At 68.8% G+C, this 16,493-nt stretch carries 16 protein-coding genes and 5 pseudogenes; 9 read left to right on the top strand and 12 right to left on the bottom strand.

Annotation, left to right across the window (positions count from 1 at the left end; all coding sequences use genetic code 11):
* Nucleotides 1–71: 71 nt before the first annotated feature.
* Both ACZ7G1_RS05020 and ACZ7G1_RS05015 read right to left on the bottom strand, forming a co-directional pair.
* Nucleotides 72–848: an SDR family oxidoreductase gene (locus ACZ7G1_RS05020; protein ID WP_470875153.1), complete on the bottom strand. Its 777-nt coding sequence runs from the start codon at nt 846–848 to the stop codon at nt 72–74.
* A gap of 101 nt (nt 849–949) precedes the next feature.
* Nucleotides 950–1,456 (bottom strand): nuclear transport factor 2 family protein, encoded by a 507-nt coding sequence (locus tag ACZ7G1_RS05015; RefSeq protein WP_470875155.1) that lies wholly within the window; start codon nt 1,454–1,456, stop codon nt 950–952.
* 119 nt (nt 1,457–1,575) lie between these two features.
* On the opposite strand from ACZ7G1_RS05015, the gene ACZ7G1_RS05010 reads away from it, so the two are divergent.
* Nucleotides 1,576–2,487, top strand: a complete 912-nt coding sequence (locus ACZ7G1_RS05010; protein ID WP_470875157.1) for a LysR family transcriptional regulator — start codon at nt 1,576–1,578, stop codon at nt 2,485–2,487.
* 506 nt (nt 2,488–2,993) lie between these two features.
* Nucleotides 2,994–3,365, top strand: a complete 372-nt coding sequence (locus tag ACZ7G1_RS05005) for a DUF4288 domain-containing protein (RefSeq protein WP_470875159.1) — start codon at nt 2,994–2,996, stop codon at nt 3,363–3,365.
* A gap of 406 nt (nt 3,366–3,771) precedes the next feature.
* On the opposite strand, the gene ACZ7G1_RS05000 is transcribed toward ACZ7G1_RS05005, so the two are convergent.
* Nucleotides 3,772–3,963 carry a hypothetical protein gene (locus ACZ7G1_RS05000; protein WP_470875160.1) on the bottom strand — a complete coding sequence of 64 codons (192 nt, stop codon included), beginning with the start codon at nt 3,961–3,963 and terminating at the stop codon, nt 3,772–3,774.
* Nucleotides 3,964–4,232: 269 nt separating this feature from the next.
* Here ACZ7G1_RS05000 and ACZ7G1_RS04995 point away from each other — a divergent pair, with 269 nt between their 5' ends.
* A complete protein-coding gene (locus tag ACZ7G1_RS04995; RefSeq protein WP_470875161.1) occupies nt 4,233–4,448 on the top strand; it encodes a Rid family hydrolase in 216 nt (71 codons plus the stop codon).
* A 34-nt stretch (nt 4,449–4,482) separates the two neighbouring features.
* Here the strand turns inward: ACZ7G1_RS04995 and ACZ7G1_RS04990 are convergent.
* The 3 genes and pseudogenes from ACZ7G1_RS04990 to ACZ7G1_RS04980 all read right to left on the bottom strand — a co-directional run.
* Nucleotides 4,483–5,185, bottom strand: a pseudogene (locus ACZ7G1_RS04990) (transposase family protein); the annotation flags it as partial.
* A pseudogene (locus tag ACZ7G1_RS04985) lies at nt 5,164–5,583 on the bottom strand (transposase family protein); the annotation flags it as partial. The pseudogenes ACZ7G1_RS04990 and ACZ7G1_RS04985, both read right to left, overlap by 22 nt.
* Nucleotides 5,584–5,618: 35 nt before the next feature.
* Nucleotides 5,619–6,497, bottom strand: coding sequence for a hypothetical protein (locus tag ACZ7G1_RS04980; RefSeq protein ID WP_470875163.1), 879 nt, complete (start codon nt 6,495–6,497; stop codon nt 5,619–5,621).
* Nucleotides 6,498–6,656: 159 nt separating this feature from the next.
* On the opposite strand from ACZ7G1_RS04980, the pseudogene ACZ7G1_RS04975 reads away from it, so the two are divergent.
* Both ACZ7G1_RS04975 and ACZ7G1_RS04970 read left to right on the top strand, forming a co-directional pair.
* Nucleotides 6,657–6,779: pseudogene (locus ACZ7G1_RS04975) on the top strand (IS5/IS1182 family transposase); the annotation flags it as partial.
* 354 nt (nt 6,780–7,133) lie between these two features.
* Complete coding sequence (locus tag ACZ7G1_RS04970) at nt 7,134–7,370, top strand: hypothetical protein (RefSeq protein ID WP_470875165.1); 237 nt, start codon at nt 7,134–7,136, stop codon at nt 7,368–7,370.
* A gap of 45 nt (nt 7,371–7,415) precedes the next feature.
* Here the strand turns inward: ACZ7G1_RS04970 and ACZ7G1_RS04965 are convergent, their stop codons facing one another.
* Nucleotides 7,416–7,811: a GNAT family N-acetyltransferase gene (locus ACZ7G1_RS04965; RefSeq protein WP_470875167.1), complete on the bottom strand. Its 396-nt coding sequence runs from the start codon at nt 7,809–7,811 to the stop codon at nt 7,416–7,418.
* Between the two features lie 299 nt (nt 7,812–8,110).
* Here ACZ7G1_RS04965 and ACZ7G1_RS04960 point away from each other — a divergent pair, with 299 nt between their 5' ends.
* The gene (locus ACZ7G1_RS04960; protein WP_470875169.1) at nt 8,111–8,398 is read left to right on the top strand and encodes a lysine transporter LysE; all 288 of its coding nucleotides are present in this window, start codon (nt 8,111–8,113) and stop codon (nt 8,396–8,398) included.
* Between the two features lie 558 nt (nt 8,399–8,956).
* On the top strand, nt 8,957–11,758 hold the full coding sequence (locus ACZ7G1_RS04955) for an AfsR/SARP family transcriptional regulator (protein WP_470875171.1): 2,802 nt from the start codon (nt 8,957–8,959) through the stop codon (nt 11,756–11,758).
* A 101-nt stretch (nt 11,759–11,859) separates the two neighbouring features.
* Here ACZ7G1_RS04955 and ACZ7G1_RS04950 read toward each other — a convergent pair whose 3' ends face one another.
* Both ACZ7G1_RS04950 and ACZ7G1_RS04945 read right to left on the bottom strand, forming a co-directional pair.
* Entirely contained in the window at nt 11,860–12,174 is a 315-nt protein-coding gene (locus tag ACZ7G1_RS04950) for a hypothetical protein (protein ID WP_470875173.1), read from the bottom strand.
* A 35-nt stretch (nt 12,175–12,209) separates the two neighbouring features.
* Nucleotides 12,210–12,505: pseudogene (locus tag ACZ7G1_RS04945) on the bottom strand (helix-turn-helix domain-containing protein); the annotation flags it as partial.
* A gap of 42 nt (nt 12,506–12,547) precedes the next feature.
* Here ACZ7G1_RS04945 and ACZ7G1_RS04940 point away from each other — a divergent pair.
* Nucleotides 12,548–13,336 carry a DUF4436 family protein gene (locus tag ACZ7G1_RS04940; protein ID WP_470875413.1) on the top strand — a complete coding sequence of 263 codons (789 nt, stop codon included), beginning with the start codon at nt 12,548–12,550 and terminating at the stop codon, nt 13,334–13,336.
* Here the strand turns inward: ACZ7G1_RS04940 and ACZ7G1_RS04935 are convergent.
* Complete coding sequence (locus ACZ7G1_RS04935; protein ID WP_470875175.1) at nt 13,281–13,787, bottom strand: hypothetical protein; 507 nt, start codon at nt 13,785–13,787, stop codon at nt 13,281–13,283. The two genes, ACZ7G1_RS04940 and ACZ7G1_RS04935, sit on opposite strands and share 56 nt — an antisense overlap.
* Before the next feature lie 253 nt (nt 13,788–14,040).
* Between ACZ7G1_RS04935 and ACZ7G1_RS04930 the strand changes: the two are divergent.
* Nucleotides 14,041–14,717 (top strand): annotated as a pseudogene (locus tag ACZ7G1_RS04930) (transposase).
* Between the two features lie 14 nt (nt 14,718–14,731).
* Here ACZ7G1_RS04930 and ACZ7G1_RS04925 read toward each other — a convergent pair.
* The gene (locus ACZ7G1_RS04925; RefSeq protein WP_470875176.1) at nt 14,732–15,259 is read right to left on the bottom strand and encodes a ferredoxin; all 528 of its coding nucleotides are present in this window, start codon (nt 15,257–15,259) and stop codon (nt 14,732–14,734) included.
* A gap of 231 nt (nt 15,260–15,490) precedes the next feature.
* Nucleotides 15,491–16,129, bottom strand: coding sequence for an HAD family hydrolase (locus tag ACZ7G1_RS04920; RefSeq protein WP_470875178.1), 639 nt, complete (start codon nt 16,127–16,129; stop codon nt 15,491–15,493).
* Nucleotides 16,130–16,493: the final 364 nt, after the last annotated feature.

Below are 16,493 nucleotides of genomic sequence, written 5' to 3'. Positions count from 1 at the left end.
CCCGTGTGGGATCGATCCGATCTGTCGGCAAACGACCGACCCGCGCCAGCCCTTGAAATCGGCATCCAGCCTCAGGCCCACGCGCCCAAGGGGGCGTCGGCGGACCGCGATCTGGCGGCGAGCCAGTCGCGGTAGCGCGTAGGGGCGATGTGTGCGCCGTCGGGGGCGGTGAGGGCGTGGTCTGGTGCGGCGGCGAAGGGGCCGGCGGTGTCGTCGGTGAGGAGGGTGGTGCCGTTGCAGTCGTGAGCTGTGAGGGTCAATCGGCCGATTTCGTTCAAGGGGAGGGCGTCTGGGCCGGCTACGTCGCGGATGCCTTGCGAGGGGGTGCCGGTGGCCGCGTCGGCGAGGGCGCGGGCGGCATCGGTGGCGGCGATGGGCTGGAGGAGGGTGGTGGGCAGGCGGATGGTGTCGCCTTGGGTCGTCCAGCACATGATCTCGTGGATGTACTCGAAGAATTGGGTGGCGCGGACTATGGAATAAGGGACCGGTCCGGCCTTGAACAGTTCCTCTTGCAGGACTTTGGCCCGGTAGTAGGCGAGGCCTGGAGCCCGGGCCACGCCGACAATGGACAGCAAGACGGCGTGCTGGACGCCGGCTGTCTCTGCCGCGGTGAGGAGGTTGGTGGTCGCGGTGCGGAAGAAGTCGGCGGAGGCCTCGTCGGTGGTGGGCGACTGGGTCACGTCGATGACGACGTCGGCGCCGGCCAGGGCCGGGAGGAGTCCGGCGCCTGTGAGGAGGTCCACGCCGGTGGATCGCGCGTGTGGTTGGGCTTCGTGTCCGTCCTTGGTGAGGGTTTCCACGATCTTGGAGCCGATCAGGCCGGTGCCGCCGATCACTGCGATTCTCATGTGAGACCTTCCTGGACGCGCTATTGGGTGGGGTGGGTGAGGTGGGGAGTGCGGGGCTTGGGGAGCGCGACGGCGGCGGCGCGGTGCTGCGCGTGCGGGGATCAGCCGAAGATGGCGGTCGGGTCGCCGAGGAACCAGGTGTTGTCGATGACGAGTCGGCGTATGAGCCAGCGGTCGCCGTCGCGGACGAGTTCGACGTCGTAGGGGTTCTTCAGGAGTGCGTGCGTGGTGTGGTCGGCGGTGAGCAGGTGTTGGGCCTCCACCAGGGCGGTGAGGTAGGCGGTGTCGCCGTCGATGGTGATGCGCGGGTTGGTGATCTGGTGGGTGGTGTCGACCCGGCCGGTGAACAGGGCGAGGATGGTCGTGACGATGGTTTCGCGGCCGGTCATCAGCGGCGGCTTGGCTCCCCACTTCGCGGCGGCCGGGCGGAAGTCCAGCTCGGCGTCGGCAGTGAAGGCCGAGGCGAACAGGTCCTTGTCCTTGAGGTCCTGGCCGAGGGCGAAGCGGTAGAGAGCGTCGGTGATCTCCGTTCGGTCGCGGAGTTCCGCGACGACGGCGGTGGTGTCGTGGGCGGGGGCGGTCAGGGCGCGGTCGTGGGTGACGTACATGGTGGTCTCCGGTGCAGGTCAAGTGGTGTTCCGACGCCTTTGATCCTGCTGGAGGCCCGATGGGGCATCAATGCGTACCTGAGCAACGATCGTTAAGCTCTGGTTGACGATGGAGGTGCATGGGGATGATGGAGCGGTACGAGCTGGACGCGTTCCTGACGCTCGCCGAGGAGTTGCACTTCGGCCGCACCGCCGAACGGCTCCGCCTGTCCACGGCCCGGGTAAGCCAGACGATCGCCAAGCTGGAGCGCCGGATCGGCGTGCCGCTGTTCCACCGCACCAGTCGCAGAGTGGAACTGTCAGCGGTCGGACGGCAGCTGTACGAGGAGACTCGACCCGCTTGGGACCGGATCGCCTCCGCCTTTGGGCGAGCCGTCGATGCCGGACGCGGTCTGACCGGAGTGCTGCGCGTCGCCTTCAACGGGCCGGCGGCCGGCCAGTTGCTGGTCGGCGCGACGCAGGTATTCCGCGCCCGACACCCCGACTGCGACGTCCACATCCGCGAAGTACCACTCCCGGAAGTACTGCCATGGCTGCGCGGTGGAGAGGGGGACATCGCGCTGACCTGCCACCCCATGCGAGTGGACGGCATCGCCACGGGGCCGGTCCTGGTACGCGAGGCACGCATGCTCGCCGTACCGGCAGCCCACCCCTTCGCCCGCCGCCCGAGCGTCTCCATGGAGGACCTGGCCCGCGTCCCCGTACTGCAACTGCCCGAGACGCTGCCGGACTCCCCGCGCGACGATCGCGCACCACGCCGAACCCCCTCCGGACAGCCCATCACTCTCGGACCATCGGCCACGACGCTCACCGAGCTGCTGACACTCGTCGGCGCGGGCGCGGGCGTCGCAGTCGTCGGCGCCCACACCCGACGCTACTTCGCCCGCCCGGACGTCGCCTATGTGCTTCTGACTGAGACCGTGCCGATGGAATGGGCCCTGGTGTGGCTCGCGGACGGCGCCACCGCCCGCGTCCGGGCCTTCAGCGAGGCGGCACTCGACCTCGTTCAGGATCAGGCCCCTGCCGTCTGAGGGCTGTCCGGCTGTCTCGTAACCGCTGGTCAGTGAGGTGTGAGAGGGCGGAGGGGCGTCGTGGGCCGTCCGTGTTCCGCCCATGCCCAGCCTTCGACCGCCCGTGAACCGCCCTTGGAGCGCAGCACGAGTGCCGCGGCAGATTCGTGGGCTTGGTCCGGGTGTGGGTTTTCACGACGGGCGACGGGGCGTTGTGGCGGGAGGTTCCTCTCATCGCACTGAGCGAGGCACCTCACACCTTGGAGGTCGGGCTCGCACAATGCCACAACGGTGGGGAGGAGCGGTGGCGCGAGCGGGTGGCGATGCCCGCTGCCCACAGCGTGGTCGCGTTGCTGGACAGCCGAACGGAAAGGATGACCACCGGCCTCCCAAAGGCGGCGGCACGTGCGAGCTGAGGTCGGTGTGAGTCAGTGCCCAGGCATGGGGTCGCCGTGAGGCCGGCACGATGTGCTACCCACAGCACTCTCCAAATCAAAGCCTGTTGCGTAAATGGATCTTGCCTTGCGATGATCGCAGTTCTGGCGCGAAGGAATGGCGGACCGGCAATGAGCGATGAGCCGAAGGCGTGGTACAGCGCCAGAACCTTTTACCGATGGCTGACCTGGGAAAACCGTCCGTTCGAGGAACGTGTCGTGCTGTTCCGGGCGCGGTCCCTGGACGAGGCTATCGAACTGGCCGAGCGCGAGTCGGCCGAGTACGCCAGGGATGGCGACCTTGAAGTCCTCGACATGGTGCAGGCATACCGGATTTCTGATGATGGCGAGGAGATCGGCGCGGGTACGGAGGTCTTCTCCCAACTGCATGCGCTCGACCTCCCAGTGGCTGCGTTTCTCGACCGCTACGACTCAGGATCGGCACACACTCAGATCAGTGAGTGATGTCGTTCGCGAGGCACATGCATGGGGCCTCAGGGGTGAACGACACCCGCGTGCAGGGCCTGGCCATTTGAGTACAGGGGCCGGTGTCTGGCCACGTCTGCACGCCGCACTACTGACCGAACTCCGCCACGCTGACCTTCTCGGCCTGGACGACTGCGCCGTGGACGGTTTCTCACGTCCGGGCCCTCAAAGAGGGGGGCACGTCGGCCCCTCGCCCGTCGACCGTGCCCGTCCGGGCTCCAAACACCATCTGATCGTCGACCACCACGGCACCCCGCTCACCGTCGCGCTCGCCGGCGGCAACCGCCACGATGTCACCCAGCCCCGGCCAACTGCTGGACGCACTCACAGCGATTCGGGGTCTACGGGGCCGTCTCTTGCCGCCAGCCCCGGCGCCGTACGCCGATCAGGCTACGACTTCGACAAGTGCCGCCGTTTGCTGTGGAAGAAGTGCATCAAGCCGATGATCGCCCAACTCGGCGTCGCGCACGGCTCCAGGCCGGACAAGGTGCGCTGGGTGGTCGAGCGCGTCTTCGCCTCGCTGCTGCACCAGTTCCAGCGGCTCTGCTTCCGCAACGACCGACGCCGAGATCTCCACCAGGGCCTGCTCAAACTGGCTATGCGGCCTCGAATGCCTTCGCCGGGTTCCACTCATCGCATCGGCGCCCGGCGGAGCCCACTGCAGCCAATTTTGTGCGCGCGGAGAACACTTGGAATGTGCTACCAGACAAGCATCATTTGTGCAGACCCGTAACTTCTACGTGCAAGGGGCCTGTCGGGGCAGCTTTCTCATGACCGTCACGGCAACTTCGTGGGTGCCGGCGACTTCGAACTGCAGGTCCGCGCCCGCTGGAGAATCTGGACCTGGTGCTGAGGCAGTTCGGGGCCGCGCGTAGCCAGATAGTGGAGACCACGGTTCTGGTGAGGAACCTGCGGGAGAACTTCGACACGACAGCACGCCTCCACGCCGAGTACTTCGGGGAGCACCGGCCCGCCAGCACGGTCATGGGCGTTTCCGACTTGGCACTGCCGGACCAACTCGTGGAGATTGGCGCGCTCGTGCGTCTCGATGTGAAGCCATAGGTGAGGAGGCCGGCATGATTCCTTCGGCCCTTTTTCATCCTGAATAGTTGCAGGTCAACAGCGTGTGGACAGCTTGGACGACGGTGCCGATGCGACGGGGCGGGTGGAGCATCTGGCTCGCCGGTGCAGCCGCCACGCTTTCAACTGGGCGAAGGCGCGTTCGCCGGGGGTTCTCAGCCGGGCTTGGTCGTGGTTGAAGTGCTGCTAATGCTGAGGCTGTTCTCGGTGGCGGTAGTGCGGGGTGCGGAAGGTGGCTCCAGCACCTTGGTAGGCGCGGGCCGCGGTCAGGTCGTGCGTGCGTACGTGCGTACGTGCGACCGGGTGTCGCGCGGGAGAACCACAGCGGTGTGCCATCGGGACGGGCGATGACCTGCACGTTCATGCCGTGCTTCTTGTGTTTCTGCGAGTAGTACTGCTCGTCGACGTGGACACCGTCGGTGGGATCAGCGTGCCGTCGACGATGACGAGGTCGCCCTCGCCCAGCCCGGGTCAGAGCCTCGTGCAGACCTGGCGCCCAGGCCGCGAGGACGTCCAGGGCTTCGTTCACGTAGCGCCAGGCGGTGGCCTGCGATATAGCGAACCCGGCAACGAGCTGGGCGAACGTCTCGTTCTTACGCGGGTGGACCAGGGTGAGCAGTGCCTGGTCGAAGCAGCCGAGTTTTCGCCAGCGGGGTGTTGCGGGTCCGGCGGTGCTCGTACAGCAGCCAGGCAACATGCTCGACGAGCGCTTGCGGGAGCGCTCGACGGGTGCCCGGGCCTGGGCCAGTGCTCGGTTGACCGCGCGCTGGGTCGGGGGGAGTTCGCCGCCAGGAGGCCGTTTCCGCCCGGTGGTCACCCACCGTCCGGCTCCCTGATAGGCGCGGTCAGCAAGGACGGGGACGCCCTGGCGTTCGCAGGTTCGGATGATCCGGTGCGCGCGGGCCGCGGTGAGGTCGTGGGCACCGCCGGGCAGCGCGGGCGAGATCCACGGCATGTGGCCCGTCGGGTCGGTCACGACCTGCACGCTCACACCGTGCCGGCGGTGCTTGTGGTAGCAGTCGGCCCGCCCGTCTCCGGTCCGGTCGCACTCCGCGAGGGTGGCATCGAGCAGCACGTCGTCCGGATCACTCTCTCGCAGGACTTTGAGCAGGAGCGGATCACCAGACCGGGTGGGGGCGCGGGTCGCGCGGGTCAGCTCGCCGTGCCTCCGTAGTTGTCGTACAAGCCCAGGAAGGCGCCGATGGCCAGGCCGACGACGAGGAGGTCGACGGCGAGGCCGAAGAAGAGAATGCCCGCGCAGACGACAGTCCTGACGGACCTGCGCGGCAACGACTGGCAGACGACCACGTTGCCGGGGTTCTGCGGGTGGTAGGCGACCTGGATGACCTCGGCGCGCTTCTGGGCGTACACGGCACGGCTCTGGCCGTGCATGTCCGTGTACACGTAGTTCCCCGTCTTGCCGAACGAGTCGGTCATGTTCTCATGCCGTACCGCCTCGACAGTGATGCCCTTCCGGGGCAGGTACCACTCGTCGCGGGCGATCTTCAGCCCCATGATGCCGAGCGTGGTAGCGGTCGCGCCCAAGGGGAGGGTGACCAGTATCGGGAGCGCGATGATCGCCGGCGCCGCGATCCAGACGGCCACGGTGAGCACGACGGTCAGGAGGGCGACGGCCCCGACCCAGCGCCTGAGCGCGCGAGTCCCCCTGACCTGCTGGGACTCGATGGCCTGCTGGGACTCGCTCAAGGCGCGGACGGTGACGAGGGCCGAACCGTCGGCAGTCTCCCCGGCCTCGTCGGTACGCTCGGGCAGGGTCGCGTTGACCGCGTCGGCGAAGACCGTGGCCGCCGCCTCGCTCACGCCGTCGACGCGGTGAACGGCCGGGATCGTCCCGGCCGGGGCGGTGAGCTCCACGGCGACTGCGTTCCCCTCGGCGCGGATCCGCCGAACGGCCTGGAGCGGAATCCGCGTCTCCACATCCGTCCGGCTCAGTACCAGGTCGTCGCCTTCAAATTGGAGGACGGCTCCGCCGGAACCACGCAGGACGGGTATGGGTGAGGTGAGGGACATGGGCGTGATCGTAGGCGTTGGACGTTCTTGTCTCTACTTGATCATTTCAGATTGAGGTTCGCGGGCATCGCAAGCGGATGGCGCTGCAGGCGAGTTGGAGCAGGTCGAGGTGGAGGTCGGCTCGCAGCTGCGCGGTCAACCGAGCCCTGGGACCAGGTCCGAGCACCCGTCGAACGCGGGATGGCACGGGTGAAGCCCTGGCGCATCTCCCGTCGGTCCCGTATGAGGCCCAACCGCATGACGTCAATCGCCTCAGCCGTCCTCACCCTGGAAAGGCAGCGCCGAAAACGCTCAGCGGAGCGAGCTGCCGCATGGGCGGGTTCGTGCTCGCCTATGCGGTGCGTAAGTCTCTGCTCGAACGCGCGAGTCTTCCTGAGGAGTTGTTCGCCTCGCTGATGGCCGCAGCCGTGTACGACCCAAATCCCAGCTTCTGTCGTTGGTTCGTCGAGCCGGCGGTCTACGCATTCGGACGTCGCCGAGTGATGGCGGCGTCGGTGGACTACCTGCGGTTCGGCACGGATGCCGAGCGAGCTGGTGCCGTGCGGGCCTGGCTGGACCGCAGCAACAGACCGCAAGGGGGCTTGAGGGGATCGTCACGACTCCTGGCAGTTACGGGCCCGCCCTTAGCATCCGAGCATGAAGCGCGGACGAGAGGCCTGGCGGATCGGGTTCGGCACACCGAGGACATTCATCCTGTATCGCACTCCTGACGTGTGGCGCTGCGGCCTGTACTGCTCCGGCGTCATCGTCGACGGCTATCTCGCCCACCTCAGCCCCGAGGGGAACCGGGCGAAGCGCGTGAGCGGCGGGCCGGGTGTCAACACAGCCCGGACCGCGCGCCTGGACGGCCGTGGTTCGCGACAGGCCTTCTAGCACCGATGGGACGGAAGCAGCAGGCGAGCCACTTGGCCTGTCGTGCTACAGGGCGATCAGTCCAGCCGCCGTCTCCCTGAAGCCACAGGAGTCGAAGTAGAAGGGGCGCAGGTGCTCCTCGAAATCGACGTGGAGCCAGGCGCAGTTCGCGGCTCGGGCTTCGTTGGCCGCTGTCGCGACGAGTGTGGTTCCGACTCCTGTGGACTGGTGGTGGCGGGCGACCACCGTGTCCAGGATGAAGGCGTGGGATCCTCCGTCCCAGGCGACGTTGACGAAGCCGATCAGAGAGCCGTCTTCCGATGCGCAGACCCAGCCGAGGCTGTGGCGTTCAAGGCGCTGTCGCCAGTCGGTCTGAGCGAGCGGGGGGCCGAAGCCGTCGGCGTGTAGGGCGTTGAGGTCGGCGTTGTCGAAGTCGGCACGCCATTCGTACTTGATCGTCACGGCGCGATCGTATGCGGGTGCCGAGAACGGTGGCGGGTGCATTTCGGGCAACGTCGAGCCATCCGGTCGAGCCGCCCAGAGGCCCGAGACTGCGCGGAAGCGGCGTGGCCGTGGGTGAGGCGTGGCTGGGGGTCGTTTGCAGTCGGCCGTCGCACGTCTCGAAGCACTCGGCAACCTTTCCTCGTCGGCAGTGGTCCTTGCTACGGGGCGGGCGCTGTATGGGTACATCGGATGCGGGGGGAAGGGTCGTCGTGAGGGTCCGCAAGGCAGCGAAAGCAAGCGGGAAGTTTCTCTTGGAGATGGCGGGAGAAGTCGTCGGGGAGATGGTCCTCAGCGTGCTCGCCTGCGTCCTGCTCGGCATCCTGGCTCTGGCCGGCTACCTGAGTTGGTCCTTCAGTCCGCGCTGGACCATCGCGGGGGCCGGCGTAATCACCTTGCTCCTGGCCCACGGCGCCTGGCACAGGCTCCGCAGGCCCGCTAAGGAGCGCCGTCGCGGCCTCGGTGCGCTGACCGCTGCCGGCTTCACCGTGACCGGCGTGACGGCCCTCTTTCTGCTCCTCTACGCCACGGGCTGCGACTGCTTCTAAGACCGGAGGTCGGGGGCCGGAGGTCGGAGCCGGAGGTCGGAGCCGGAGGTCGGAGCCGGAGGTCGGCGGGCCGAATGCGGTTACGCCACTTTGGGCTTTCAGCGCTGGTGTGGGGGCCCCATGCGGTGGCGCCGAGTCGTCCGAGCTGCAACGCGGCCGAGCACGACCAGAGGAGGCCTGCTCTTCCCTCGTCACGGTTGCTTGAGCGGAAGGGCATGGGAGGGGCCGTTGATCGGTTGTTGATCAACCGTCTATCGGCAGATGTCCTACTACGAGTCGCTTTCCGGTTCACGGCCCGTGAGCAGGGGTGGGTTGGGCGAGTTGGACGACTCAGGGGGACTCGCGGGGACTCGCGGGGACTCGCGGGGACTCGAGGTGTAGCCCTCGTGTCTTCCGCGACGCTCTCCCGTCGAAGACCCCGGCCTTGAACGGTTCGACGTCGACCAGTCGAAGCGGGCGACGGAGGTTCCGGGGGCGGGTGGGCCAGGGGGAAGGTTGGTTGGTTCGTTGGTCATGCGGGGGTCGATGGAGACGCGGGGACGGTCGCGGGATGCGGCGGTGCACATTCTGGGGCCGGTCCGGGCCTGGTTGGGCGGGGAGCGGGTCGTGCTCGGGCCGCCGCAGCAGCAGGCGGTGTTCGCGATGTTGGTGTTGCGGCGGGGGCAGGTCGTCGGGGTGGGGCAGTTGGTGGAGGGGGTGTGGGGAGCGGGGGCCGCGCCGCGGAGTGCGTCCTCGGTGGTCCGTACGTATGTCTCGGGGTTGCGCGCGGCCTTGGAGCCGGAGCGACCGGTGCGGTCGGCGAGCCGGGTGATCGTCACCGCGGAGGGTGGCGGCTATCGGTTCTGCGCGCCGGTGGTTGTCGTGGACGCTGAGGTGTTCGGGCGCGAGGTCGCGGAACGGGGTGGGACGGCCGAGGTCGTGTACGAGCGGCTGGCGCGTGCGGTCGGGCGCTGGCAGGGCGTGCCCTTGGCCGGGGTGCCGGGGCCGTGGGCGGAGCGCCGTCGGGAGCATTTGGTCGAGTCGTTCGCGGCGGCGCGCGAGGACCTGTACGCCACGGCTGTGGAGTTGGGGCGGTACGGGGAGGTGGTCACCGAACTTCGTTCGATGGTGCGGGAGTTCCCGCTGCGGGAGCGCTCGCACGGGTTGCTGATGCTGGCGCTGCAGCGCACCGGGCGCCAGGTGGAGGCGGCTCGGGTGTTCGACGATGCGTGCGAGGTGCTGGCGCGGGAGCTGGGGACGCGTCCGTCGGAGGAGCTTAGGGAGCTGCATCGTGGGCTGCGTTCGGGGCAGAGGGTGAATGGTCTGGGGTGGCCAGGGGGTACTGGCGTCCGTCCGTCGCTCTCCACCCGGGCGGTGGCTGCGGTCGGTCGCCAATACGGAACACCTGGTGGGGACGGCTCAGCTGCCACCACGGTCGTCCCGCCTGTGTCGTACCCGCCCGCGTCCCGATCAGCCGGGGCCCTGAGCCGCCAGCGGCAGCCGTTCGTGGGGGCGGGCCGGCGCACTGGTGCGCCTGGCGCCGCGGGCCACATCCCGGGCGGATCGAGGAAGACCGCGGCACCGCTCCCCTCCGACATCGGATACTTCACCGGGCGCGAGTCGCTCATCAGCGAGATACGGGATCATCTGCTCCAGGGTCGCCCCGGCCACAGCCCTGCGACAGCGACGATGGCAATGCCGATCGCGATCGTCACCGGCATCGGAGGCGTAGGCAAGACCGCGCTCGCGGTGCACGTGGCGCATGGGCTGCGTGCGGACTTCCCTGACGGGCAGTTGTACGTCGGTCTGCGTGCCGGTGCTGTTCCGGCGGATCCGGCGGGTGCGCTCGCCGATCTTCTCGCCGTGCTCGGTGTCGCTCCCGAGCGGCTGCCGCGGGACGTGGACGAGCGGGGCGCGCTGTTGCGCACGCTGCTGGCCGATCGTCGTGTGCTGCTGGTGCTGGACGACGCCCGGGACGCCGCGCAGGTGCGGCCCCTCCTGCCCGGTACGGCCGGTTCTGCGGTGCTGGTCACGACTCGGGCTCCGCATATCGCGGTGCCGGGCGCCCGTTCCTTCGTCGTGGACGTGTTCGACGGAGGCGAGGCGGTGACGCTGCTCGGCACCCTTGCGGGCTCCGCGCGAGTGGCCGCGGAGCCCGAGGCCGCGCGGGCCTTGGCCGACTCCTGCGGTCGTCTGCCGCTCGCCGTCCGGATCGTCGGGGCCCGCCTCGCGGCCCTGCCTGGACACGGTCTGGGCGACTTCGCGGCGCGGCTGGCCGACGGTCGTACGCTGCTCGGCGAGCTGACGTACGACGGCCACGCGGTGGAGCCCGTGTTCGAGCTCGGGTACCGGGCCTTGACGGCCGAGCAGGCCAGGGCCTTTCGGCTGTTGTCGCTTCTCGATGCCCCCGACGTGCCGCTGCCCGTTGCCGCCGCCCTGCTCGGTGTCGAGGAGCACGTGGCCGAGGGGCTCGCGGAGGGGCTGGTCGACGCCGGGATGCTGGAGTCTCCGGCTCCGGGGCGGTATCGCCTGCACGATCTGCTCCGGCTCTACGGTCGGCGCCGGGCCGAATCCGCCGATCGCGCCGAGGACCGGGCCGCGGCGCTGCGCCGGGTGCTGGCCCTCCTCTACGGCAGCGCGGTGCGTGTGGCACGGACTGCGCTGCCGGACGATGTCCCGTGGCCCCGTTGGCTCGGCGCGGCGGGCCATCCGGGCATCGCCTTCGAAGGCACGGAGCAGGCCCGTGCCTGGTTCCGCGCGGAACACGCCGTGCTGACCTCGACCGTGGAACGGTCGCTGGTGTCGGCCCCCGATTCCCTTCGGACGGCCGTGGAACTGCTCACGCTGATCGCGGTCTGCAGCCTGTTCCCGAGCCGTGGTCACTACGAGGACGCGTGTCGGCTCGCCGACTCGGCCGCTCAGCGGGCGGCGGAGGCCGGCGAACCCGAGTACCGGGCCCGAGCGCTGCACACACGGGCCTGGCTCTCGTGTCTGGTGGGCGAGTACGCGGCGGCGGAGACGGACCTGCGCGAGGTCCTCGACTGGGCCGAAGCGACCGGCAGCGCCCACCGCCTGCACATGTCGGGCGTCCTGCTGGCGCTCATCCTGCGCGCCACTGGACGCGTCGGAGAGTCGGAGGCGGCCATGGCCCGGGCCGAACGCTTCGCGGGCGATCCTGACGACCCGGCGAGCCCCGCAGGCTTCGCCCGGTTCGTAGCGCGTCTGCACGTCGCCGTGGGCGCGGACCAGCCTCCCTCCGGGCTCCCTCTCATGACTCCTCTGATGCGCCGAGTCGACGCCCACGGCAGCTCGCTCGTCGCAGCGCAGGGAGTGGTCCGCCTGGGGGCCGCGCTGAGCGGGCTGGCGGCATCGGACGACTGAGCGTCGTCCTGCTTCGCGGTTACGGTGTGCGAGCGCGGCGCCCGTACCGACGCGTGCCTGGTGGATCAGGGCGGGTCGGGGCCGGGATGAGGTCAGTCGTGTCAGGGCGGGTAGGAGGGCGGACGCGTCGGTGGTGCCGGGGCCGGTGGCGAGGTCGTAGTCGGCGCGGCGCGGTAGCCGTCCTTGCCGGTCGTGCCGGTCGTGCCGGTGGTGATGTGATGAATGCCGGCCTGCTGGGCGGACTCGGGGATGCGGGCGAGGGTGCAGAGCCGGGGGTTGACGCTGCCGAGGCGTTCGCCGGCGTGCTGGTCGGCTAGGGCGATGACGCCGGCGAAGAGCGGGGCGGCCAGGCTCGTGCCGCCGACGCCGATCCACTCGCTTCCGGTGTCGTCGGTGAAGCGGATCATGGTGCTCATGTCCTCGGAGGCGATGAGCGAGAGGGGCAGGGAGGGTTGGTGGAGTAGCGGCTAGTTCTTCGACCGCTCGGCGATGGTGTGGTCGCGGGTAGGGACCAAGGTGCCGTCCACGATGAGCACGGTGTCCTTGGCGAACCGCTTGCGGGGCCGGAGCGTGAGCATCGGCGCGAGATGGTCGATGATGCGGTCCGCCGCCGACTTCGAGATCCGAACAGCGGGGCAAGCCAGCGCATCGTCACGTTGGTTCGCCGGTACGCAGCGACCAGCAGGGCCCGGTCCTCCAGTGGAGGCTCCACGGACTGCCCTTGCGTACCGCGTCCGCACCTGGGCGCGCGGCTGGTCGGCGGTGTAGCAGGCCGAGTCGTTGCCCGCCATGCGGGAGGCCCGCTCGGCCTCCACGTCGGCCGCGGCGGAGGGGGCCTCCCCCACCTGCGTGGCGCGCGCCTGCACCGGGCTGCCGGTGGTGGCGCCAGTGGTGGCGGGGCAGCCTATCGCCGCGACGAGGGTGGCGATAGGCGAGCAGGGACACCGTACGGCGCCCGGTACGCGGGTTCGGCAGGGCGACGACTCCTGGAACCCGAGTCCCCGGCGCGGTGAGCGTCAGGGACCACGACCCGTCGTCGGCCAACACAGAGGGCTGATCTGGCCTGCCCTCGGCTGGATGGCCGTGAGGCGCTTCACCCTCGTCGGCCTGCGCGGCGCAGCCCCGGGGTCCCCACCCAACGGCAGCCTGGCCTTCCACAGGGCCGAGGCCCTCAACGTCCTCCGCCTCACCCGTCTCGTCCTGCACGGCAGCCGCATCGAGCACCGTCTCGGCGGCCCCGGCCCCACTCCCAGTCCCCTTCCCACTCCCCCAGGGCGCCGCAGGTCACGGGTACGCGGACCACGAGCGCCACACGTTCGTCGACGACGCGGCCGACTCGCCGCCACCGCGACAGCCAGTGCGACAGCCAGCGCGGCAGCCTCCGCGAGAGCCAGAGCCGAGCTCTCGTGTGAGCGGGCGCGTGGAGGACTTCCGGACACTCGGCAGGAGAACAACGACCTCGGCCACTCAGCGACCCCCGGACCTTCACCGACGACAGCATGGCCCCCGACATCGGCGCCTCCTACGGTCTGCCAGTCCCGCCGGTCCGGTGCCGTTGGCAGGTGGTCCAGGGGGTGAGCGCCGAGGCCGAGACGACTTCCCGGCCTTCGGGGTATGCCAGGTCGATTCGCGCGGCCTGTTCGAAGGAGAAGTCGACCTCGACGAGCCGCACCGCCACAGCAATCGCCTCCGGCAACTCGGACACCACGAGCGGCTGTGCCGGCACGCCGTATCGCGTGTAGCGGTCGTCGTACTCCTCGTCCCAGGTGAACAGATACGGCGCCCGTCCCAGCTCGACGACGCAGTGCTGAGGGCAGTCCTCCTCCGCGCACCCCGCGTCGAACCACTCCGGGTGGCGCTTCCTGGCCCAGGCCGTCGCCTCGTCCAGAGTCCGCGCATGAGCGTTGGCCGCCCAGGGGACCGGGCCGAATGCCGAGTAGAAGAGCCCGACTCGGCCGAACGGATCCACCGCCCACCAATGGAACTGGCCGCCCCAGCGAGGATGCACGAAGAGGCCCGGTTCAGTCATGCGACGATCTTACTGAGCACGCCGCGCTTTCCTTTTTGGACTCGGCATCAGGTGTTCTCCGGATTCGGTTTCCATCGGCTGCCGATTGGCGCTACCCCCCCCCCCCCGGATTGCGCCGGTAGAAGCCGAACTAGGGAGGATCGGCCCGAAGCAGTTCGGCCTCGCCCCGCTCAGGGGCGTCGAATCAGAGCCTGTCCGGTGAATCGTCATTCGATCTTGGAACCGGACGGGCTTCCTTGATCGTTTGGGTGGCGTGGGAGGGGGCGATCGAAAGAACGAGGAATGGGCTCGACTCTTGCCGCACCTGCCTGCCAACGGCGGGCGGGGTAGACAGTAGACAGTGGAGTGACCACCGTCGTGTGCTGAATGGCATGTGCTTCCGCGAGCTCACGGGCGTCCCCTGGCGGGATCTGCCTGTGCATTGGGGGGAGTGGAAGACCGTCCATGAGCGCCATCGTCGCTGGTCGACGGAAGGGGACATGGGACCGGATCGATCCTGAAAGCTGTCCAGGCCCAAGCCGCCATGGAGGGCCGTTTGGACTGGAGCCAGGTCAGCATCGACTCAAGCACCTGCCGTGCCCCTCAGCACGCCGCAGGCGCAAGGAAGGGCGCCCCGGCCAACGGCTCATCGCACTGACCACCGATAAGGCATACAGCTGCCGCCGGATACGGATCTACCTGCGCAGACGCCAAGTCCCCCACAGCGTCCCGGAGAAGAAGGACCAGGTGAGCCACCGGTTGGCCCGGGGTTCAGCGGGCGGCCGCCCACCCGCCTTCGATCGCGCCGCGTACAAGCGTCGCAACGCGGTCGACTGCATGATCAACAGGCTGAAGGGCTTCCGCGCCGTGGCGACGCGCTACGACAAGTGCGCCTACGTCTTCCACGGCACCGTGACCGTCGCCGCACTCCGTCTCTGGCTCCGTAACTGATGCTGTCACCGCTGTCAGAGCTGCGGCAGCCGGTCCGCAGCTGTGGGAGAGCGGCGCTCCTCAAGCCAGAAAAGATAGACGCGGAGGTGCGCAGCCAGGTCGCCGTCAAGGTAGGCGGCGTACTTCAGGGCAGCCGCCGCCACACCTTGCCCTGCCTTCGCGTCGTCGGCCTCCCAGTCGGCTCGCCGGTTTGCCAGGTACTCCCTGATCCGTCCTCGGTCGCGCCACCATTCCCGCACCGCTTCCGGTGTCCAGTGGGTGTCACCGTCACAGCCGTAGCCACCGAACACCTCGGCTTCTGCTGCGTCGACCAGATGCTGAAGCTCCTCCGGCGTCCGGGGCTGCCGGTACACGTACTCGGTGAAGTAGTCGGCCTCGTAGAGCACGAGCCCGGGGGCATGGATACGGCCAGTTCCGCAGCTGTCGGTCTCGGCACCGTAGAAAGGTCCGGGCACGTTGAGCCACTTCCGCTCCGACCACCGCCCCAGAAACGCTCCGCGCGCATCGTTGAGGAGAGGCACCGGATCGAAGTAGAGGTCCACGGCGGAAGGTTAGCCGCGTTCCGAACGAATCACCGAAGACGCCCTGGTCGGCCAGACGGGCAACGATCAGGGCAGCGTGCCGTTCGTCAGCGGTTTCCGTGGAGAGTTTGATGTGAACTCGGGCAGGTTCCCGAGGATCGTCTCGGGTGTGAATCGCGCGACGGTCTCTTCCCATTCGGTCCCGGCCTGGAGCCGCCTGGCCGGCGGTGGGGGAAACCGGCCGGGCCGACGTCAGATCGTTGGGGCAGTCCCTGGGACCAGGCGCCGGGCGTTCACGTGAGCCGCGATGCGTGTGATGGTGCGGGCGTTGTCTTCGAACAGGTGGGCCTGCATGCCGGCTGCTCGGGCGGCGTCGACGTTGACGGCGACGTCGTCGATGAACAGGCAGTCCTCAGGCCGTACGTTCAAGCTGGCGGACGCGGCTTCGAAGGCGCGTAGGTCGGGCTTCTCGATGCCGATCTCGTGGGAGTAGACGATCTGCTCCACCAACTCGTCGAAGCCGTAGAGCGCGCATTCCCGCTCGCGGGCGCCGACGAAACTGTTGCTCAGGATTCCCAGCCGGCAGGTGCCTCGCAAACCTCTTACATAGTCGATGAGTTCCTCGTTCGGAGTCCCCAGATACTCCGTCCAGAGGTCAGCCATGAAGGCTTCGCCGTGAAGGGCGTCGAGACCCAGACGGACTTTCACCTGCTCGTGGACGTCGCGCTCGCTGATGGTGCCGACGCTCCCGGCCACCCAGACGTCGCGCATGCGCTGGTGGATGGTGCCGGGTGGCAGCTCCAGTCGCTCTTCCCACCGTTGCACCCATCCGGTTTGCGGCGTGAACTCCAGTACGCCGCCGATGTCGAGAATGACGCACGTCGCGGTCATGTGAACTCCCCTTATTCGCCCATGGCCGGCGAGCCCGGATTGCCCGCCCAGATGATCGACTGCCACTGTCGCCTCTGCCGCCGGGGCAAGGTCAAGTGATCTCGGACGCTTGTGACAGCCCCGTCGCAACTCACCCCAGCCGGAACTGCGGGAACACGCCCCACCAGGGAGACGCGGGTCACGTCCACGCCTGTCACAGCCCTCCGACCTATCTCGTCTAGAGGGGCAACGGGAAACGACGGCAAAGGAATCCACGATGGACGCTCGACTCGATGTCGTCGCCAGCCCGGTTGCCGCAACGGCGTGGGATCACATCATCGCGGCGGGTAACACGCTCGCCGACTCGACCCTGCCCCTTCAAACA

It is taken from the genome of Streptomyces sp. NPDC037273 (genome assembly GCF_055603625.1).
The sequence above is the reverse complement of the archived record's forward strand: the minus strand, read 5'-3'. Positions and strand labels throughout refer to the sequence as shown.

Coding starts and splice junctions, on each gene's coding strand:
- ACZ7G1_RS04940 (WP_470875413.1), top strand. CDS start 12,548: ATGCGGGAGGCCCGCTCGGCCTCCACGTCGGCCGCGGCGGAGGGGGCC.
- ACZ7G1_RS05010 (WP_470875157.1), top strand. CDS start 1,576: ATGGGGATGATGGAGCGGTACGAGCTGGACGCGTTCCTGACGCTCGCC.
- ACZ7G1_RS04920 (WP_470875178.1), bottom strand. CDS start 16,129: ATGACCGCGACGTGCGTCATTCTCGACATCGGCGGCGTACTGGAGTTC.
- ACZ7G1_RS04935 (WP_470875175.1), bottom strand. CDS start 13,787: ATGACTGAACCGGGCCTCTTCGTGCATCCTCGCTGGGGCGGCCAGTTC.
- ACZ7G1_RS05015 (WP_470875155.1), bottom strand. CDS start 1,456: ATGTACGTCACCCACGACCGCGCCCTGACCGCCCCCGCCCACGACACC.
- ACZ7G1_RS04950 (WP_470875173.1), bottom strand. CDS start 12,174: ATGAGCACCATGATCCGCTTCACCGACGACACCGGAAGCGAGTGGATC.
- ACZ7G1_RS04960 (WP_470875169.1), top strand. CDS start 8,111: ATGGCGGGAGAAGTCGTCGGGGAGATGGTCCTCAGCGTGCTCGCCTGC.
- ACZ7G1_RS04980 (WP_470875163.1), bottom strand. CDS start 6,497: ATGTCCCTCACCTCACCCATACCCGTCCTGCGTGGTTCCGGCGGAGCC.
- ACZ7G1_RS05020 (WP_470875153.1), bottom strand. CDS start 848: ATGAGAATCGCAGTGATCGGCGGCACCGGCCTGATCGGCTCCAAGATC.
- ACZ7G1_RS04970 (WP_470875165.1), top strand. CDS start 7,134: ATGAAGCGCGGACGAGAGGCCTGGCGGATCGGGTTCGGCACACCGAGG.
- ACZ7G1_RS05005 (WP_470875159.1), top strand. CDS start 2,994: ATGATCGCAGTTCTGGCGCGAAGGAATGGCGGACCGGCAATGAGCGAT.